Origin of the sequence: Streptomyces afghaniensis (assembly GCF_044327915.1) — a bacterium.
GTDB classification, from domain to species: Bacteria; Actinomycetota; Actinomycetes; order Streptomycetales; family Streptomycetaceae; genus Streptomyces; species Streptomyces afghaniensis.
Map to the genome: position 1 here is coordinate 309,328 of NZ_JBIRGJ010000010.1, position 17,841 is coordinate 327,168.

Annotated in this window: 19 protein-coding genes and 1 tRNA gene; 6 read left to right on the plus strand and 14 right to left on the minus strand. The window is 70.1% G+C overall.

Annotated features, from left to right (window positions below; genetic code table 11):
* Positions 1-92: 92 nt before the first annotated feature.
* The 8 genes from ACH4G3_RS35755 to ACH4G3_RS35790 all read right to left on the minus strand — a co-directional run bounded on the left by ACH4G3_RS35755 (position 93) and on the right by ACH4G3_RS35790 (position 8,539).
* A complete protein-coding gene (locus tag ACH4G3_RS35755) occupies positions 93-1,082 on the minus strand; it encodes a DUF8094 domain-containing protein (RefSeq protein ID WP_397628371.1) in 990 nt (329 codons plus the stop codon).
* A gap of 92 nt (positions 1,083-1,174) precedes the next feature.
* Positions 1,175-2,113 carry an AurF N-oxygenase family protein gene (locus ACH4G3_RS35760; RefSeq protein WP_397628372.1) on the minus strand — a complete coding sequence of 313 codons (939 nt, stop codon included), beginning with the start codon at positions 2,111-2,113 and terminating at the stop codon, positions 1,175-1,177.
* A gap of 195 nt (positions 2,114-2,308) precedes the next feature.
* Positions 2,309-3,769: a penicillin-binding transpeptidase domain-containing protein gene (locus ACH4G3_RS35765; RefSeq protein ID WP_397628373.1), complete on the minus strand. Its 1,461-nt coding sequence runs from the start codon at positions 3,767-3,769 to the stop codon at positions 2,309-2,311.
* Positions 3,766-5,130: an FtsW/RodA/SpoVE family cell cycle protein gene (locus ACH4G3_RS35770; protein WP_397628374.1), complete on the minus strand. Its 1,365-nt coding sequence runs from the start codon at positions 5,128-5,130 to the stop codon at positions 3,766-3,768. Before ACH4G3_RS35770 ends, ACH4G3_RS35765 begins: the two co-directional genes overlap by 4 nt.
* A gap of 52 nt (positions 5,131-5,182) precedes the next feature.
* The gene (locus ACH4G3_RS35775) at positions 5,183-5,710 is read right to left on the minus strand and encodes an SH3 domain-containing protein (RefSeq protein WP_397628375.1); all 528 of its coding nucleotides are present in this window, start codon (positions 5,708-5,710) and stop codon (positions 5,183-5,185) included.
* A gap of 105 nt (positions 5,711-5,815) precedes the next feature.
* Positions 5,816-7,114 carry an ATP-binding protein gene (locus tag ACH4G3_RS35780; RefSeq protein WP_397628376.1) on the minus strand — a complete coding sequence of 433 codons (1,299 nt, stop codon included), beginning with the start codon at positions 7,112-7,114 and terminating at the stop codon, positions 5,816-5,818.
* A complete protein-coding gene (locus ACH4G3_RS35785) occupies positions 7,111-7,950 on the minus strand; it encodes a PT domain-containing protein (protein ID WP_397628377.1) in 840 nt (279 codons plus the stop codon). The genes ACH4G3_RS35780 and ACH4G3_RS35785 overlap by 4 nt, the downstream gene beginning before the upstream one ends.
* Before the next feature lie 109 nt (positions 7,951-8,059).
* Positions 8,060-8,539, minus strand: a complete 480-nt coding sequence (locus tag ACH4G3_RS35790; protein WP_397628378.1) for a protein-tyrosine phosphatase family protein — start codon at positions 8,537-8,539, stop codon at positions 8,060-8,062.
* A 144-nt stretch (positions 8,540-8,683) separates the two neighbouring features.
* On the opposite strand from ACH4G3_RS35790, the gene ACH4G3_RS35795 reads away from it, so the two are divergent.
* Positions 8,684-9,487, plus strand: a complete 804-nt coding sequence (locus ACH4G3_RS35795; RefSeq protein ID WP_397628379.1) for a nuclease-related domain-containing protein — start codon at positions 8,684-8,686, stop codon at positions 9,485-9,487.
* A 40-nt stretch (positions 9,488-9,527) separates the two neighbouring features.
* On the opposite strand, the gene ligD is transcribed toward ACH4G3_RS35795, so the two are convergent.
* On the minus strand, positions 9,528-10,409 hold the full coding sequence (ligD, locus tag ACH4G3_RS35800; RefSeq protein ID WP_397628380.1) for a non-homologous end-joining DNA ligase: 882 nt from the start codon (positions 10,407-10,409) through the stop codon (positions 9,528-9,530).
* Between the two features lie 63 nt (positions 10,410-10,472).
* On the opposite strand from ligD, the gene ku reads away from it, so the two are divergent.
* Entirely contained in the window at positions 10,473-11,495 is a 1,023-nt protein-coding gene (gene ku, locus ACH4G3_RS35805) for a non-homologous end joining protein Ku (RefSeq protein WP_449657610.1), read from the plus strand.
* Between the two features lie 98 nt (positions 11,496-11,593).
* Here the strand turns inward: ku and ACH4G3_RS35810 are convergent, their stop codons facing one another.
* Complete coding sequence (locus tag ACH4G3_RS35810) at positions 11,594-12,163, minus strand: helix-turn-helix domain-containing protein (protein ID WP_397628381.1); 570 nt, start codon at positions 12,161-12,163, stop codon at positions 11,594-11,596.
* 249 nt (positions 12,164-12,412) lie between these two features.
* Between ACH4G3_RS35810 and ACH4G3_RS35815 the strand changes: the two genes are divergently transcribed.
* On the plus strand, positions 12,413-13,036 hold the full coding sequence (locus tag ACH4G3_RS35815; RefSeq protein ID WP_449657611.1) for an AzlC family ABC transporter permease: 624 nt from the start codon (positions 12,413-12,415) through the stop codon (positions 13,034-13,036).
* A complete protein-coding gene (locus tag ACH4G3_RS35820) occupies positions 13,033-13,368 on the plus strand; it encodes an AzlD domain-containing protein (protein WP_397628382.1) in 336 nt (111 codons plus the stop codon). The genes ACH4G3_RS35815 and ACH4G3_RS35820 overlap by 4 nt, the downstream gene beginning before the upstream one ends.
* Positions 13,369-13,404: 36 nt before the next feature.
* Here the strand turns inward: ACH4G3_RS35820 and ACH4G3_RS35825 are convergent, their stop codons facing one another.
* Positions 13,405-13,905: an Asp23/Gls24 family envelope stress response protein gene (locus tag ACH4G3_RS35825; protein ID WP_397628383.1), complete on the minus strand. Its 501-nt coding sequence runs from the start codon at positions 13,903-13,905 to the stop codon at positions 13,405-13,407.
* 117 nt (positions 13,906-14,022) lie between these two features.
* Complete coding sequence (locus ACH4G3_RS35830; RefSeq protein ID WP_397628384.1) at positions 14,023-14,619, minus strand: TetR/AcrR family transcriptional regulator; 597 nt, start codon at positions 14,617-14,619, stop codon at positions 14,023-14,025.
* A gap of 106 nt (positions 14,620-14,725) precedes the next feature.
* Between ACH4G3_RS35830 and ACH4G3_RS35835 the strand changes: the two genes are divergently transcribed.
* Together ACH4G3_RS35835 and ACH4G3_RS35840 are read left to right on the plus strand one after the other, a co-directional pair.
* Positions 14,726-14,992 (plus strand): hypothetical protein, encoded by a 267-nt coding sequence (locus ACH4G3_RS35835; protein WP_397628385.1) that lies wholly within the window; start codon positions 14,726-14,728, stop codon positions 14,990-14,992.
* A 286-nt stretch (positions 14,993-15,278) separates the two neighbouring features.
* On the plus strand, positions 15,279-15,884 hold the full coding sequence (locus ACH4G3_RS35840) for a dihydrofolate reductase family protein (protein WP_397628386.1): 606 nt from the start codon (positions 15,279-15,281) through the stop codon (positions 15,882-15,884).
* Between the two features lie 329 nt (positions 15,885-16,213).
* Here the strand turns inward: ACH4G3_RS35840 and ACH4G3_RS35845 are convergent.
* Positions 16,214-16,278: transfer RNA gene (locus ACH4G3_RS35845), tRNA-Ser, on the minus strand.
* 521 nt (positions 16,279-16,799) lie between these two features.
* A complete protein-coding gene (locus ACH4G3_RS35850) occupies positions 16,800-17,672 on the minus strand; it encodes a DUF4365 domain-containing protein (RefSeq protein WP_397628387.1) in 873 nt (290 codons plus the stop codon).
* Positions 17,673-17,841: the final 169 nt, after the last annotated feature.

Here is a 17,841-nt window from a genome sequence, read left to right on the forward strand (position 1 = left end):
ATGGGGTTGCGTACCGACTCACCGTCCGTTGACGCGCCAACCGCTGCGGGCGGACACCCCCCGACACGTCCCCTTCGCGCCGTGCGCGGGTGCTAGCGGGCGTCCACGTGCTGGAAGTCGACGGCCGTGATCCGGGCGGTCTTGGCGGTCAGTTCCGCCAGGCCCTGGCCCTCGAACGTGTCGGTGATGAGGGCGCCCCGCGTGGCTCCGAGAGCGGACTGTTCGTCGTTGGGGACGAGAGCCGCGATGGAGCGGTAGGACTCCTTCAGCAGGGATTCCTGCTTGTGGGCGGCCGGGAACAGGGCGAGGACGCCGCCGTCGGCGGTCCGCAGGGCGTACACGCTCGGGTCGGCCGGGGGCTTGGTGAAGAACTTCTCGGTGGCCTTGCCGTCGGCCGCGCCCTCGGTGCTGCTCCGCTTGTAGGTCTCCTTGGCGTTCTCGACCGGCTGGCTGGAGGCCAGGGCCTTGCCCTCCTTCTTGCCGCCGGTCTCGAGGAAGTCCTCGTAGGCGGCGCCGATCTCGGAGGGGGCCAGCTTGCCGACCTTGGTGTCGGGGTCGACGGCCTCGGCCAGGCCGTGACGGTCGACGGCGAGCTTCGGCAGGGGCTCGCCGCTGTCGGCCCACAGGGACAGCACCATCTTGTAGGTCCCGCCGACCTTGTCGAAGACCAGCAGCACGCTGTTCTCGCTGTCGTCACTGGACTTGGCCCGGACGGCGAACCAGGTGGCCGTGCCCTTCTCGGGGATGACGTACTCGCGGTCCTGGTAGGAGAAGGGCTTGGCGTAGGCCTGCTGCTCCTTCTTCGGCCAGGTCTCGAAGAGCGTGTAGGTGGCCTTGTCCATCGCGTAGACCTGACCCGCCTCGACCGTCCCCAGGAGCTTGTCGTCCTGCGCCGCGTTGGCCTTGTTGTTGACCTCCTCGTAGCGGTCGGCGATCTTCTTGGCGGCGGCCCGGGTGACCACGCCCTGCGGGGTGTCGTCGGCGCCCGGGTCCGAGGCGGCCTGGCCGCCGCACGCGGTCAGGGAGAGAGCGGTCGTGGCCCCGAGGGCGGCGAGCCGTACGAGGCGGGTGTGGGGGGACATGGGGTGGTGATCTCCTTGAGGCCACGGAGGGTGACGAGTTCAAGGAGGACAGTAGTCACCCCGCATGGACATGACGGGGCCGGGGTTCGTTCCTAGGCGAGCAGCCCCGACGACTTCCACAGCCGCCGCCCGACGCCCCGCAACACCCCGATGTCGTCGAGGAAGTCCGTCAGCCGCTTGGACCCGTTCTGCATGACCTCGCGGCGATGCCCGCTCGCCCGTACCTGCGCGAGAGCCTCCCGCTTGTCCAGGCCCACGTTCGTGTAGACCTCGGGGTTCACGAACGCCACCGAGAACACCCGGGCGAACTCACCGGAGGTGATGCGGGTGAACTCCTGGGACCACTTGGGGGCCGTCACCATCTGGCGGCGGAGTTCCTCGCGGGCGTAACGGACGTGGCGGGCCTCCTCCACCACGTGGATGCGGGTGACGCCGCGGATGAGGGGCTGGACCCGCTCGTCGGGGAACGTCAGCCGCTGCATCCAGTCGAGGACCTCCTCGCCGAGGAGCGTCGCCGTGAAGGAACCCGGGGTGGTGGAGATGGTCTTGAACAGGCGCCCCAGGTGCTGGTGGACGCGGCTGACCGGGTACCAGGGAGTGTCGCCGTGGGATATCAGCCGGGCGAACATCTTGGAGTGCCGGCACTCGTCCTCGATCTCGGTGAGCGCGTAGCGCACGTGCGCGCTCGTCGCCGCCTTGTCGTAGATGTGCCGGACCAGGAGCTGCATCAGGATGATCTCGAACCAGATGCCGAGGGAGGCCAGCGCCGCCGCCTCGTGCTGGGAGAGGAGGATGCGCTGCTCCTCGCTCATCCGCTTCCAGAGCGGCGTGTCGTAGAGCGACACCAGCTCCGGCGGCCAGAACCACTTGCCCTCCTCGAAGGGCGCGTCCCAGTCCAGTTCCTCGTCCGGGTCGAAGGAGTGCTTGGCGGAGGAGTCGAGCAGCCGCTGGGCCACCTGCTCCCGGTCCTTCAGCAGGCCCAGGGCATCGCGCAGGCCGTCGAGCGCGTCGGCTTCCGTCAGGGTCGTCATGGCTGCCCACCTCGTTGTGCACACGTCACTGTCCCCCTTATGAGACTGCCTGTCAGCAAGCCCGTCAATCCCCTGGACGCCACTTGTCGGCCAGGGCCTGTCGTTCGGATCAGGTCGCAGGGAATCGGCGGCACCTCTTCGCCGCAGATGCGCGTGCCAGACCCCGCGTCTGCGATCTGATCCAAACGACAGGCCCTAGCGGGCCTCGAGCACCGCCTTCATCACCGCCCGGGCGATCGGCGCCGCGTCGCCGCCGCCGCTGATGTCCCCGCGCTCCGCCTCCGCCTCCTCCACGACCACCGCGACCGCCACCCGCGGCGCCAGATCACCGTCGCCCTGGGCCCAGGAGACGAACCAGGCGTACGGCGTACCCGAGTTGCCGAGGCCGTGCTGTGCGGTGCCGGTCTTGCCGCCGACCCTGGCGCCGCGGATCGCGGCCCGGCGTCCCGTGCCGTCCTCGACCACCTCCCGCATCAGCGCGCGCAGCCGGACCGCGGTCGAGGGGTACATCACCTGGCGGGCCGCGCGTGGGCCGGCTGCCGCGAGGGTGCTGCCGCCCGGTCGTGTCGTGCGCTCCACCAGGTACGGCTCCCGTAGCTGACCGCCGTTGGCGACGGCCGCCGCGACCATCGCCATCTGGAGCGGTGTGGCACGGGTGTTGTACTGGCCGATCGACGACAGGGCGAGCTGGGCCCTGTCGAGCGAGGTGTCGAAGGTGGAGCGGGCCACCGGGAAGGGAATCCGCAGCGCCGGGTCGTTGAAGCCGAAGGCCTGGGCCGTGGCCGTCATGTCCGTCGCGCCCACCTCCACGCCGAGCTTGGCGAACACCGTGTTGCAGGAGAGGGTGAAGGCCTCGCGCAGGGAGGCGTCCCGGCAGCCGCGGGACGCGTTCGTCAGGCGGGTCCGCGTCCCGGGCGGGGTGTACGGGTCGGGGGAGTCCGTCGGCGCGTCGAGAGCCCTGACCACGCCGGCGTCCAGCGCGGCGGCCGCGGTGACGACCTTGAACGTCGAGCCCGGCGGATACGTCTGCCGCACCGCCCGGTTGAGCATCGGGCGGTCCCGGTCGGCGTTCAGCCGCGTCCACGCCCTGGCCGCCGCCGCTCCGTTGCCGGACAGCGGCTGGGGGTCGTAGGACGGGGCGGACACCAGGGCCAGAATCCGGCCGGTCGACGGCTCCAGTGCCGCCACCGCGCCCTTGCGCCCGGCGAGTCCCTCGTACGCCGCCCGTTGCGCGGCCGGGTCGATGGTCGTCACGACGTCGCCGCCGCGGCTGCGTGCGCGTGTGAAGTCGTTCCACAGCGGGAACGGCGCGAGCAGCGGGTCCGTGCCGGACAGGATGCCGTCCTCGGCCTTCTCCAGGAGCGTCGTTCCGTACAGCTGGGAGGCGAAACCCGTGACCGGCGCGTACAACGGTCCCTCGGCGTAGGTCCGTTCGTAGCGCAGGTGCTCGCGGGTGTCCTTCGAGCCGGTGACGGGCCGGCCGCCGACCAGGATGTCACCGCGCGGCTGCCCGTAACGGACGATCTCGGAGCGGCGGTTGGCGGGGTTCCCGTCGTATGCCGGGGCCTGGACGACCTGGACGCGGGCGGCGTTCAGCAGCAGCGCCACCAGCAGCAGGGCGCAGAAGACGCCGGCGTGCCGGATGTGCCGCGTCATGGGGTGTCCGGCCCGTCGGACTGACGGCGTGCCGAGTCGCTGATCCGCACCAGCAGCGCCACGATCGCCCAGTTGGTCACCACCGACGAGCCGCCCTGCGCCAGGAACGGCATCGCCAGGCCGGTCAGCGGGATCAGGCCGGTCACCCCGCCCGCGATCACGAACACCTGGAGCGCCACGAGCGAGGCGAGGCCGACGGCGAGCAGCCGCCCGAAGGGCTCGCGCAGGGCGAGGCCGGCCCGGTAACCGCGCTCCACCAGCAGGCCGTAGAGGAGGAAGATCGCGGACAGGCCCGCCAGGCCGAGCTCCTCGCCCGCCGTGGCCAGGATGAAGTCCGACTTCACGGCGAAGCCGATGAGGACCGAGTGACCGAGCCCGAGGCCGGTGCCGAGCACGCCGCCCTCCGCGAAGGCGAACAGGGACTGGGCCAGCTGGTTCGCGCCCTCACCCGCCTCGATCGAGGCGAACGGGTGCAGCCACGTGTCGATCCTGCCGTGCACGTGCGGCTCCAGCCGGCCGACGGCGACCGCCCCCAGCGCGGCCAGCAGCAGACCGACCGCGATCCAGCCGGTGCGGCCGGTGGCGACGTAGAGCAGGACGACGAACAGGCCGAAGAAGAGCAGCGAGGTCCCGAGGTCCCGCTCCAGGACCAGGACGCCGACGCTCACCAGCCAGACGGCGACGATCGGGCCGAGGACCCGGCCGGTGGGCAACTGGAGCTTCCAGACGCGGCGGCCGGTGTAGGCGAGGGCGTTGCGGTTCGCGGCCAGGTACGCGGCGAAGAACACCGCCAGCAGCACCTTCGCGAACTCGCCCGGCTGGATGGAGAACCCGGCGATCCGGATCCAGAGGCGGGCGCCGTTCACCGCCGGGAACAGGATCGGCAGCGTGAGCAGCACCAGCGCGGCGACGACACAGACGTACGTGTAGCGCTGGAGCACCCGGTGGTCCCGCAGCAGCAGGACGACCAGGATGAACAGCGTCACGCCCAGCGTCGACCAGATCAGCTGGGCCGGTGCCGCCCGGTCGCCCGGGGTCTCCAGATCGAGCCGGTAGATGAGCACCAGGCCGAGCCCGTTGAGCAGCACGCCGATCGGCAGGAGGAGCGGGTCGGCGTGCGGGGCCCGCAGGCGCACGGCGAGATGCGCCAGCAGCGCGAGCACGCCGAGCCCGGCGCCGTAACCGGCGGCACCGGGCGGGAGGGCGTCGTGCCGGGCGAGGCCCACCGCGCAGTAGCCGTACACGGACAGCAGTACGGCCAGGACGATGAGGGCGAGTTCGATGCCACGGCGCCGGGGGAGGCGGCGGACGGCGGGCGTGGGCGGGTCCGCCGTCGCCACGATGATTCCGGCCTTGCTCATGTCCGGAATCTAACCAAATGAGAGGTGTGGCGGGCTTCGGATTGCACGATTGTCAGCACCGGCGTGGCTTGCGGTCGATGGGGTCGATGAAGCGGGCCGAGCCCCACGCCCAGGTGCCGTCCGTCAGCAGGTACCAGGTGCGATTGCCCTGCACGCTCTCGCCTTCCCACTTGCAGAAGATGGAGACGACGTCGCCCCGGTGGGCGAACCGGATGATCTGTGAGCCGCGGTTGGGCGCGCTGCGCAGCGCCAGGGTGCTCGCCGTGACGACGCCTCTGGTGGTGCGTGGGTCGCGGTGGTGATCGCCGTTGCCGCCGCCGCCGTTCGGGTCGTGGTTGCCGTTGCCGCCGCCGCCGTTCGGGTCGTGGTTGCCGTTGCCGCCGCCGCCGTTCCAGTCCTGGTTGCCGTTGCCGCCACCGTTCCAGTCGTCGTTGCCGGCGGTGGAGGTGCCGGAGGACGGGTCGCCCCCCGTGCCCCAGTCGTCGTCCGCGACGGCGGGGGTGACGGCTGCCGTGGCCGCGAGGATGCCGGCGGCGGCTGCTATGGAGAGGCGGCTGGTGAGTGAGGAGCGCAAGGACATGGGGGTTGCCTCCATGTGGAGCAGAGGGTGTCAAAGCTGACTAACCGCCACATTAGGAGCGCCCGATGACCCCCGCCCGTCACACTGGTCCATAGGGGGAGCGCCCTACCGCTCCTCCTGCGCCGCCAGTGTCAGCGTCGCCACCGCCCCGCCGTCCGGCGCGTTCGCGAACTCCAGCCGCGCACCGAGCACCTCGGCCTGTCCCAGCGCGATGGTCAGACCGAGCCCATGTCCTCTCGCCCCGCCCTCCGTCCGGAACCGCTGCGGCCCGTGCGCCACCAGGTACTCCGGAAAACCGTCCCCGTGGTCCCGGACGGTGACCACCGGCCCGTCCACGGTCAGCACGACCGGCCCCCGCCCGTGCTTGTGCGCGTTGGCCACGAGATTCCCCAGCACCCGCTCCAGCCGCCGCCGGTCCGTCTCCACGGCCACGTCCCGTACGACTCTGACCTCCGTGCCTCTCCCCGCGCCCCGCACCGCCCGCTCGGCCAGCGGCCCCAAGTGCTCGGTGTCCAGCTCCAGCCGCTCCCGGCCGGTGTCCAGCCGGGAGATCTCCAGCAGGTCCTCGGTGAGGGTGCGCAGGGCCGCCACCCGGTCCCGCACCAGCTCGGTCGGACGCCCGGGCGGCAGCAGTTCGGCCGCCGCGTGCAGCCCGGTCAGCGGCGTGCGCAGTTCGTGCGCCACGTCCGCGGTGAACCGCTGCTCGGCGAGCAGCTTGCCCTGCAACGACGACGCCATGGAGTCCAGCGCGGCGGCGACCGCGGCCACCTCGTCCTGCGGGCGGGCCGGGGCCTTCTTCCGGGGGTCGGTCCGGAGGTCGGTCCGGGAGTCCGTCCGCGGGCCCGTACGGGGGTCGTTCACGCGCGCGTCCAGGTCGCCCGCGCTGATCCGCCGGGCCACCAGCGCGGTGGTGTGCAGCCGCCGCGTCACCCGCGTCACCGCGAACGCGCCGACCAGTAGCGTCGCCCCGATCGCCAGCCCCGACGACCACAGGATCGCCCGGTCCAGGCCCGCGATGGTGCGGGCCTGCTGCGAGTAGTCGACCGCCACGGCCAGGGCCCGGTCGCCGTCGGCGGGCCCCGCCGCCCACATCGTGGGGCGCCCCGCGAAGTCGGCGACCATCGTGCCGCGGTCCCCGGCGACCGCCAGGTTCCGCAGCGACGGGGGCAGGCCCGGGGGATCCACCCCGGCGCCACGCTTGAGCGAGTCCCCGGCCTCGTACCGCTCCGTCGCCTGCGTCAGCCGTTGCAAGGCCTGGTCGCGGGCCTGGCCGACGGTCTGGTTCGTCACCTGCACGTGCACCAGGACGCCGAGCAGGGCGGCCAGCGCGCAGCACATCACGGTGATGAAGGCGGCGGCCTTCGCGGCGAGCGTCCCGGACCACTGGGGAAGCACGGGTCTCATCCGGTGCTCGCCGAGGGAGAGACGGTGGGGGAGGCGGTGGGGGAGGCGGACGGGGAGCCGGAGGGCGTGACGGAGGGTGCGCCGGAGGGGTGCGGGGAGGGCTGCAGGGAGTGCTTCCGCGGGCCGGTGCGCAGCATCTCGTCCTGGGTGAGGAGCATGGCCCGCTGGTCCCGGTCCCAGGTCCACTGGAGGCGGTACTCGTAGCCCGCCACCTCGGACGGCGAGCGGATGACGAGGGAACGGCCGGCCAGCTCGACGCCGCTCAGCGCGTCCTCCCAGGCCATCACCTGCACGAGCCGGTGCTTCTCCACGGTGTAGACGCGCACCGCGGTGGTCTTGCCGGGCAGCAGCCGGAAGCCCAGCGTCAGGTCGTCGCGCCCGTCGCCGGTCAGGTCCCGGTAGTACGGCCTGAGGACCGGGCACCGTCCGTGCTCCGGGCCCTTGCCGCAGTCGGCCATCCGGCGGTTCGTGTCGCGGTAGGGCGCCTTGTCGCCGGCGTAGTCGCCCGGGCTCGCGGCGATCTCGGCCCGGACGACCCGGACCGGGTCCACCCGGCGGACGTCGTCGCCGGGCACCGTGACGCCCTTGACCACCTCGGTGTTCACCTCGCCGATCTCGAAGGCCGGGCTGGACGCCGGCGTCAGCTCGGGCCAGAGCCGGGCCGGCCCGACGGCCGTCGGCGTCGCCCCCGCCCCCTCCAACCCGCCGGCGTCCCCGCAGCCCACGGCGCCCACGAGCAGGAGAGCGGCGCCGGCGACACACCGGGCGACTCTTCCGGGCTTGTGGCGGCGGCTCCGGAAGCGGCCGGGAAGGCTGCGGACGCGGCTGACGGGCACTGCACTCCTGCGGTTCGAGGCTGATCACACGGCTCGGACCGACCGTCGGCCCCGTACACCTTATTCGTGCGGAAGTCCCATTTGCGCGCGAGGGAGTCCGTTTGCCGCCCTACTCGGTGAGCTCCTCCAGCAGCCGGGCCGTCGCCAGCCCGGCCCGCAGGTACTCGACGAACAGTTCGTTGTGCAGCGCCCAGGGTGAACGGCGGTCCCGGATCAGCCGGATCGCCGCGTCGGCGGAGCTGCCCCGCCGCATCAGCGCATGCGCGACGACGAGGCCGGAGCGGTTGTACCCGTGGTAACAGCGGACGAGGACCTTGCGGCCCTCGTCCAGCGCCTCGCACGCGGCCTCGGCGAGCCGGATCACACCGGCGAGCTGCGTCCCGTCGAGCGGCCCGTCGGGGATGGGCCAGACGTGGTGCGGGACGTCCGGATCGGGCCCGTGCCCCGGCAGCCGCAGCAGCGTCTGCACGAGGTCGAACTCGTCCCGTACGACGGCGAACTCCGCATGGCCCAGGGCCCCGGCGTACTCGTGGCCGCCCATCCACAACCCGGGGACGACCTCGTCCCAGGGACTCTCCGGAGCCGGCACATCGGATTTCCTGCGGGTACGCAACGGCGCCTCCCCAGCATCACCGCCCGAGGGCCTGCCCGGCGGGCCCAACTCTTCTCAAAGGTAACCGGGTTCTTGCCCCCACAGCACCCCGCCTGTTCCCATGGTCTGGGGTGATGGTGCATGGACGGACTGCGCGTCATACCGACCTGGCGGCACGGTCAGGAACGGCTGTACGTCTGCCTCCCGGACGGCAGGAACATCGCCTGGTACGACCGCGAGGCGGGCCGGGTCAACCTGCTGGGCGAGGACCGCGAGGATGACGTGCTCCGGGCCCTCGGGCCCTTCATCACCGGCCAGGTGACGGTGGGACCGCCCCCGGTGCCGACCCCCGCCGAGCTCGCCCGGCTGACCCTCCACCCCGACGACGACTTGGCCCCCAACCGCCCCGGCGAGGCCCTCCTGGTCGCCCTCGACCGCGACCCCGGCCCCGCTCGCCGGCTGCGCCCCGACCCGCGCCGCCGGGCCCTGGAGGCGGAGCAGACGGTCGGGGACGCCCTGGACCGCTTGGACGGCGCCGGCTGGCACGCCGTGCACTCCGTGCCGCTCCCCGGCGGCAGCCGCATCCACCACCTGCTGATCGGCCCCGGCGGGCTGTACGCCCTGCACACCCTGTACGCGCGCAAGCAGCGGGTGACGGTCGCCGACCCCATGGTCACCTTGGGCCGCCGCGAACCCACCGCCCTGCTCCGCCGCGTCCGCGCCGACGCCGACCGGGCCTCCTACGCCCTGACGGCGGAGGTCCGCCCCGTCCTCGCCCTGGTCGGCCCGACGGCCGTGTCGGTCCCGGCCGCACCGCGCGAGGTCCGCGTCGTCACGGACCTGGAGGTGCAGGGCCTGGCCCGTCAGGGCGGCGTCCTGAAGCCGGCGGACGTGGAGGCCCTGCACGCGATGGCACGGGACCGCGGCACCTGGACGCGGGTGTGAGGGCGTGCCGCCTGACTGAGAGCGTGCGAGGCCCGCAGAGCTAGGGCAGCCGGCCCGCGCTGCCCGGGGTGAGGAGCGGGGCGAGCAGATCGCCGTAGTCCTGCACCCGTGCCGCGATGTCGGTGGCGTGGAAGTCCAGCCGGCCGGGCGAGCCGCACTCCTCGACCTCCTCCCAGGTCACGGGCGCGGAGACGGTCGGCTCGGGGCGGGCCCGGAGGGTGTAGGGGGTCGCCGTGGTCTTGCGCGCGGCGTTCTGGCTCCAGTCGACGAAGACCTTCCCGGGGCGCAGGTTCCTGGTCATCCGGTGCAGCGCGAGCCGGGGCATGGTCTTCTCCGCCTCGACGGCCAGCGCCTTGGCGTACTCGGACACCCGCTCGGAGGACGCCCCGCGCACCGCGGCGAGCAGGTGCAGCCCCTTGGACCCGGAGGTCTTGGCGTAGGCCTCGATGCCGTCCGCCGCGAGCCGTTCCCGCAGCCACAGCGCGACCTCGCAGCACTGCACGATGCTCGCGGGCGTCCCCGGATCCAGGTCGAAGACGATCCGGTCCGCCTCCTCCGGCGCGCCGACGAGCCACTGGTGGGTGTGGAACTCCGTGACCAGGTTGGCCGCCCACATCAGGCTCGGCAGGTCCTGCACCAGGACCATCCGCGAGGGCCCCTCGACCCGTGGCACCTCGGCGGTGGTGACCCAGTCGGGCGTACCCGGCGGGACGTTCTTCGTGAAGAACACCTGCCCGTCCGGCCCGTCCGGATACCGCAGGAAGGACACCGCCCGGTCACGCAGGTGGGGCAGCAGGACCTCGGCGACGGTCGCGTAGTAGTGCAGTACCTCGCCCTTGGTGAAGCCGGTGGCGGGATACAGCACCTTCTCCAGATTGCTGAGCGCGAGCCGTCGCCCCTCCACCACTGTGATAGGCGCCATACGATAAGAATCTCACGCGAATCGTGACAAACACTCCCGAGAGTGACCGGAAGGGTGCTGCACGTGAGATCCATATGGAACGGCGCCATCTCGTTCGGCCTGGTCAGCATTCCGATCAAGCTGGTGAACGCCACCGAGAGCCACTCGATCTCCTTCCGCCAGATCCACACCGAGGACGGCGGCCGCATCCGCTATCGCAAGTTCTGTGAGCTGGAGGACCGCGAGGTCACTCAGGGGGAGATCGGCAAGGGCTACGAGGACGCGGACGGCTCGATCATCCCGATCACCGACGAGGACCTGTCCAGCCTGCCGATCCCGACGGCCAAGACGATCGAGATCGTCGCCTTCGTCCCGGCCGACCGGATCGATCCGCTCCAGATGGACGCCGCGTACTACCTCCAGGCGAGCGGCGCCCCGGCGGCGAAGCCGTACACCCTGCTGCGGGAGGCGCTCAAGCGCAGCAACAAGGTGGCGATCGCGAAGTTCGCGCTGCGGGGCCGGGAACGCCTGGGCATGCTCCGGGTGGTCGGCGAGGCCATCGCGATGCACGGCCTGCTGTGGCCGGACGAGGTCCGCGCCCCCGAGGGCGTGGCCCCCGACACGAACGTCACGGTCCGGGACCAGGAACTGGATCTGGCCGACGCCCTGATGGACACCCTGGGCGAGGTCGACCTGGAGGATCTGCACGACGAGTACCGCGAGGCGGTGGAGGAGGTCATCGCCGCGAAGGCCGCCGGCGAGGCCCCGCCGCAGGCTCCCGAGCCGGCCGCGGGCGGCAAGGTCCTCGACCTCATGGCCGCCCTGGAGAACAGCGTCCGCGCGGCCCGCGAGTCCCGGGGCGAGGAGGCCGGCGAGCACGCCGAGGTCAAGTCGCTCCCGCAGCGCAAGACGGCCCGTGCGGCACCCAAGCAGACCGGCGGCAAGAAGTCGGCGTCCACCGCGAAGAAGACGGCGGCCAAGAAGACCACGGCCTCCGCGAAGAAGTCGACCGCCAAGTCGGGCCAGGGCACGAAGAAGACGGCGTCGAAGAGCACGGCGAAAAAGACGACCACGAAGAAGCCGACCCCCCGCAAACGCCCGGCCTGACCCGCGGGGCCCCTCGGACCTGGACGCCCTTCGGGTCGAGTGCCATGCCGGCCCAACGCCACGATGTCCGACCGGGAACGCTTTCCGGACCTGGGCGCTCAGTGATGCTCGGAGACGAGCACCGCACGAGTCCCGGGCTCCAGCGCCTGGAAGACATGCGGGACATCGGCCGGATAGCAGATGTAGTCGCCCGGGTGGAGTTCCACCGGCTCGTCGGCCATGCCCACCAGGGCCCGGCCCGAGCTGATCACGACGTGCTCGACGACTCCGGGCGAGTGCGGCGCCGATGAGCGCTGCGGCCCCGGCTCGGCGGCGACGCTGTAGACGTCACGCCGGGCCCCGGGCGGGGAGGCGGCGAGGAGCGTGGCTCGGTAGTCGCTCTGCTCGGAGCCGACGGCCGGTCCTTCCCCCGCCCGGATCACCTGCACCTGCGGCCGCGGCACGGCCACCAGCCGCGAGAAGGGGATCTCCAGGGCCACGCAGAGTGCCCACAGCGTCTCCAGGCTGGGATTCCCGGTGCCCGACTCCAGCTGGGAGAGCGTGGATTTGGCGAGCCCCGCCCGGCGGGCGACCTCGGTGAGGGACAGCCCCGCCCGGACGCGTTCCGCCCGCAGTGACGCGGCGATCACTTCGATCGGGGGCTTGGGGGCGGGTCCTGCGTCGGACATGGCGTGTTCGCTCCAGAGGTCATTCGTTCGTCTTGACGAACATCATAAGCCATGTTCACTATAAAAATCATGCGTTCGTTTTGGAGAACTCGGGGCGGTCGAACACCTAAGGGCCGACCACCGAAAGGCCGGCCACCGAACCGCCGGACACCGAACGGCCGGACACCGTGGGGCCAGACACCGAAAGGCCGGGCACCGTGGGGCCGAATACCGGATGGCCCGCTGTTCCGCGACATCGCGCTGGTCTGCCTGGCGGTAGGCGTGATCGGCCTGTCCTACGGCGCCGTCGCGGTCACGTCCGGGTTCGCCTGGTGGTTCCCGGTCCTGACGGGCGTGCTCGTCCTCGCGGCCTCGTCCGAGTTCCTGTTCGTCGGGATCATCGCCGCCGGCGGCAGCCCGATCGCCGCGCTGCTGGCCGGGCTGCTCGTCAACGCACGCCATCTGCCGTTCGGTCTGGCGGTGCACGACGTCCTCGGGCGGGGCCGACGCGGAGTGCTCGGCACGCATCTCATGAACGACGAGACGGTCGTCTTCGCCCTCGCCCAGGACGAGCCGGAACGCAAACGGGCCGCGTACTGGCTCTGCGGCCTGGGCATCCTGATCTGCTGGCCCGCCGGCGCCGCGCTGGGCGCACTGCTCGGCAGCACCGTGCGGGACACCGGCGCACTCGGCCTGGACGCCATGTTCCCCGCGGTGATCCTGGCGCTGATCCTGCCCGCGCTGAAGGACAGGCCCCTGCGGCGCACGGTCCTGGCCGCCGCGGCCCTGGCCCTGACCCTCACCCCGTTCCTCCCGGCGGGCCTGCCGGTCCTGCTGGCCCTGGCCGCCCTGCCCCTGTTCACCGTCAGGACGAGGAAGGAGACCACACGGTGAGCGACACCGCCATACCCCTACCGCCGACGCTGGCGGCGATGCTCGCCCTGGCGGCCGGCACGTTCCTGCTCCGCCTCTCCGGACCGGCTCTGCGCGCGAGATACACGCTCCCGGAGCACGCCGAAAAACTGCTGGAGGTATCGGCGGTCCTCCTGCTCGCCGCTCTGGCCGCCACGTCAGCCCTCACCGACGACCATGCCTTCACCGGCCCCGCCCGACCGCTCGGGGTCCTGGCCGGCGGGGTGCTCGCCTGGCTCAGGGCCCCGTTTCTCGCGGTCGTACTGGCGGCGGCGGGCACGACCGCCTTGCTGCGACTGGCGGGAGTTCCGTGACCCTCCTTCGGCGGACCCGGACCCGAACCCGGACCCTCAGGCCACGCGCCGCCCCTCCTGCCCGGACTCGCCCTCGTCCTCCTCCTCGTCCGGCAGATGGACGTCGTCGACGGCGATGTTGACCTCGACGACCTCCAGCCCGGTCATCCGCTCCACCGCGTTGATGACGTTGGTCCGGATGTCCGCGGCGGTGTCGGCGATGGCGGCGCCGTACTCGACGACCACGTCGAGATCGACGGCGGCCTGGCGTTCACCGACCTCCACCTTCACGCCCTGGGTGACCCCACTGCCCCCGCCTGGCACGCGCTGCCGCACGGCCCCGAAGGCCCTGGTCATCCCTCCGCCGAGGTTGTGCACCTCGGGGATCTCCCGGGCCGCCATGCCCGCGATCTTCGCCACGACCGTGTCCGCGATCGCGGTGCTTCCCCGGGTCTCCGGGGGAGCGGCGCCGTCTCCTCTGCGGCCCTGCGGTGTCGTGCCCGCGTCCTGTTTTCCCGTCCCAGTAGCGGTGTTTCTGCGCTGTGTGGTCTCCGTCATGACCGTCACCTCGATGATCGGTGCGGGGGTATGAGCAGCGTCGTTCGTATCCACCCGTATCCACCGTAGAACACTGGTGCATATGGGGCGAAAGTGCAGAAATCCCCGGACGGGTGCTCACCCCAACAGGGAATCGACATGGCGTTGGAGGACGGCCGACGCCGTCTCGGGGGAGTGATGGCCCGCGAGGACGTGAACGGTGAGGCCGTCGGCGACGGCGAGGAGCGTATGCGCCTCCAGGGCGGCGTCGAGATGCTGCGGGATCTCCTTGGTGTCCTGGCCGTAGCGGATGAGCCACACGACGAGATCATGGAGCTTGCCGTACGTCTCATGCAGGACGGCGGCGAGCCTCTCGCTGGCGGGAGCATGACCGACGAAGGCCAGCCACACATGCGCCTGAGCCCTCGACTCCTCGTCCAGCAGGGCGAGTTCGGCCAGGGTGTGCGACAGCAGGGTGGCCGCGGCCTGCGGTGTGGAGGTGGCTGCGATGCGCCGGCCGGCGCGTTCGCTGACGCGCTGTGAGATGTGCTCCAGCGCGAAGAGCAGCATGTCCTCCTTGGTGCGGAAGCACCGTTGCACGGCCCCCATGGATACGTCCGCCTCGGCGGCGACGTCCCGGAGGCTGACGGCCTCCATCCCGGAACGCGCGATCAGAGCGCACACCGCCTCCGCGATCCGCAGCCGCCGCTCCTCGTAATCCACCTGCTTGGGCACGCGCCGCCCCTCTCCGGGCCTCCCTTTCCGATGCACTTGCATCATAACCGCCGACCACTGCACGATGTGATGCGACCGCATCGAAAAACTCCCGAAGGGACCCGCCATGCCGAAGCGGCAGCAGCCCAACACCTCGGAGACCACGTCAGGCCAGGGCCTGCTCTGGCTCTTCGGCGCCATCCTGTCCGTCCAGGGCTTCGGCTCCGCCATTACGGAGGCAGGCTGGAACACGAGCTTCGGCGTCGCCGGCCTCCTCCGCGCAGCGCACGTCCCCGAATGGGGCACCCTCCTGGTCGGCTGCGCGGGTGCGGCCCTACTGGCGACGGCGGCACGCCGCCACTACACGCAGAGCCGGGCCAGTCGGCGTCCTTGAGCGGCTCGGCCGGAATGCCTTGCTGGAACGAAGTACCCGCTGCCGACGCCGGGCAGCGACGCCTCACCGATCACTCAGGAGAGTGTGGTGGGTGTCCGTTCGCGGGTGGGTCTGAGCTGGGGCTTTGGCAGAACTCACATAGGCCTCCGTCCCTCCGAAACAGTGCCGCTCCGCCGCCCTGGTCTGCTGCAGCGCCACGCGTTTTCTCGTCACTCCACAGCGCGGCCGATGACTTTGTGGCTCCCGGCCGGTCCAAGCTCGTGACACCTCAGGAAAGGACACAGCCATGTCGGAGCTTCTGGTCGACTTCATCACCTCCCTCGACGGCCACGCATCGGGAGAGGGATGGCCCGGGTTCTGGGGCCTCGAGGGCCCGGAGTACCTCGCATGGCTCGGCGAGCAGCCCGAGGCCACCTACCTGATGGGGGCGAACACCTACCGCCTGATGTCGGGCTTCGCCGCAGGCGAGGTCCCGAGTGGCCAAGACGAGTTCAGGCCCGAAGAAGAGGCGTCCGTCGACGAGCTCACGCAAGCGTCCAAGGTGGTGTTCTCCTCCTCACTCGAGGAGCCACTGACGTGGGCCAACTCCACGCTCGTCCGCGACGACGCCGTCGAGGCGGTCCGCACCATGAAGTCGAGTGGCTCGGGGCTCCTCAGCACGATCGGCAGCCTCAGCCTGTGCCGGTCCCTGCTACGAGCCGGACTCGTCGACCGCTTCCGGGTCGTGATGTTCCCGGTGATCACCGGGGCCACGGGCGAAGAACGCATCTACGACGGCTATCCGGACGTCGCCCTCGAGATGATCGAGCACCGCACCTTCGACGGCCGCATCCAACTGGTCGAGTACAAGCCCCGAGTGCTCGAGCACCCGCCGCTCGGCGCCCCTGCGTGACGTCGCCGGCGGACGCGGAGCAAGACCTAATAGGGGGCGAACGGCCAACGTCAGGACGCCGTACCGGCTCACAGGGACGATGAGCCGCCGGCGGACCTGGAGGCGGCGTGCACGTGGCTCGCGGCCCACTGGCTTCCGCTCTCGGCTCTCGAGCGGATGGGCCCGTACTAGGCGCCCCGACGGGGCACCACTCACCCTGATCGTGTTGGGTGTCTATCGCGACCAGCGGGAAACAACGACAAAGAGCGGGAGTCAGTGAGACTGACTCCCGCTCTGTCATGTCGGCATCCGCCCTGGTCAGCGTGTGATTTCTACTGATCTTCGGCGAGTGCCCCCGGCAGGATTCGAACCTGCGCACACGGCTCCGGAGGCCGCCTCGGTCCCAGACGTGTGCGCAGGTCACCGCCCTCTGGCTGATCGATTGGCGGTTGCTCGTCCACAGATAGTCCACGGGGTGTGGCTGGTGGCATCACCGCTTTGTAAGGGCGGACGTGATCGCTGGCGGGGATGCCCAGGTCACTCCGGATGCAGCTGGAGCTCAGGTCAAGGAGTCATCTCGACTGCGGCGAGCCGTCGTTGACCGTGGTTGACCGCACAATGTGGCACGGGTGTGGCACGCGCTGAGCGGCCACGAGTCTAGAAGGCGCACCGCTAGTTCGCCCGTCGTGTTCGCTAACACCCAGCAATCCGCCGCCATAGAGCTGGCCAAGCGAGTGATCCAACGTGCTGATCTCCTAGTCCAGGCGCTCGCCTACCAGCCACGGATGCGGCAAGTACTTACAAGAGGGTGGTTCACTTCGGCGCGAGCAGCGAGCAGCGTTGCGAAAAAGAACAGCGATCAAGTTTGAGCCATTACCCACATTCTCCGAAAGTGGTTTTCGCGCCACCTAACGAAATTGCACGCGTTGACAATGGCTAGTCACCGCTATCCACCTTGACACTGGATAGCCAATTGTCGATCGATCCATGGTGATTCATGTAGATAAACTGCATCACTTCGGCCAGCTCTTGAAACAAGACAGTAGTTAACCCTGTTTCTTTTTCTATGGAATCCATGTGTCCGAGTAGAGCTAATTGCACAGCCCCTGCAAACCGCTCCTCTCTAGACGCCCATCCTCCATCCCTCTCGAAGTTATGGTAAGCGTTTCTCACCCATTGATCAAACTGAGCGGGAGGGGTGGCGTCCTCGTTAAGCAGCCCCACCTTGAGGAGAAAACCATACGCGGAGGCAGCCGCCCAGCTACGAGCCCCCTTTACTGCATCTTCGCGGCCCATCTCTCTGTAGGTTCGTTCCAGCATACGAGCGTGCGAGAGTTGGTGCGTAACGCATCGCATCCGTGCCTGCCATGTGATCCGGCGTGCCGCAGCAGAATCAAGTCGATTGCTCGTGCTGAATTTGATTCGGATCGCGTCATCTTGAGATACGAGCAGTTCGAACGGACTTAGTTGAGCTTGCGGGAGCGCATACCACCCGACATCTCTGGAAACGTCCCAGAGGCATATAATGACGGTATCGGCGGTATTCGTCCACCGCATGGCATGTCCACGTGGAACGCGAAGAGAGGGAAGGGACTTAACTTCTTTGGATTTCCCGATAAATCCGCGCCCTTTAACTTGGACCCAAATTCGCGAATCGTCCATTTCGCCCTGCCAAGATGTTTGTACTAGCAGGTCTTCACCGTAGTCGTTATGAATGGTGTCAACAGCTGCACCGATCTTGATCCACTCGCTGCTAACTGCGGATACAGCGAGAGAAGCAATTTCGTGATTCCGTGGCCTGTTTGTCATGGCCCCCCCCAGGAGTCGGCAAGTCTGATGGGACGGTAGCAGCTAGGTCTGACAACGGTCGCCAGGCGTCTTCGGTGCGACAGCCGCGTTACGTTGGCCCGCACCACGGCGCATGCAGTTTCAGAGCCCTAACCAGTCACCTGGACACCTGAGTCCCAACCTTCAGCCG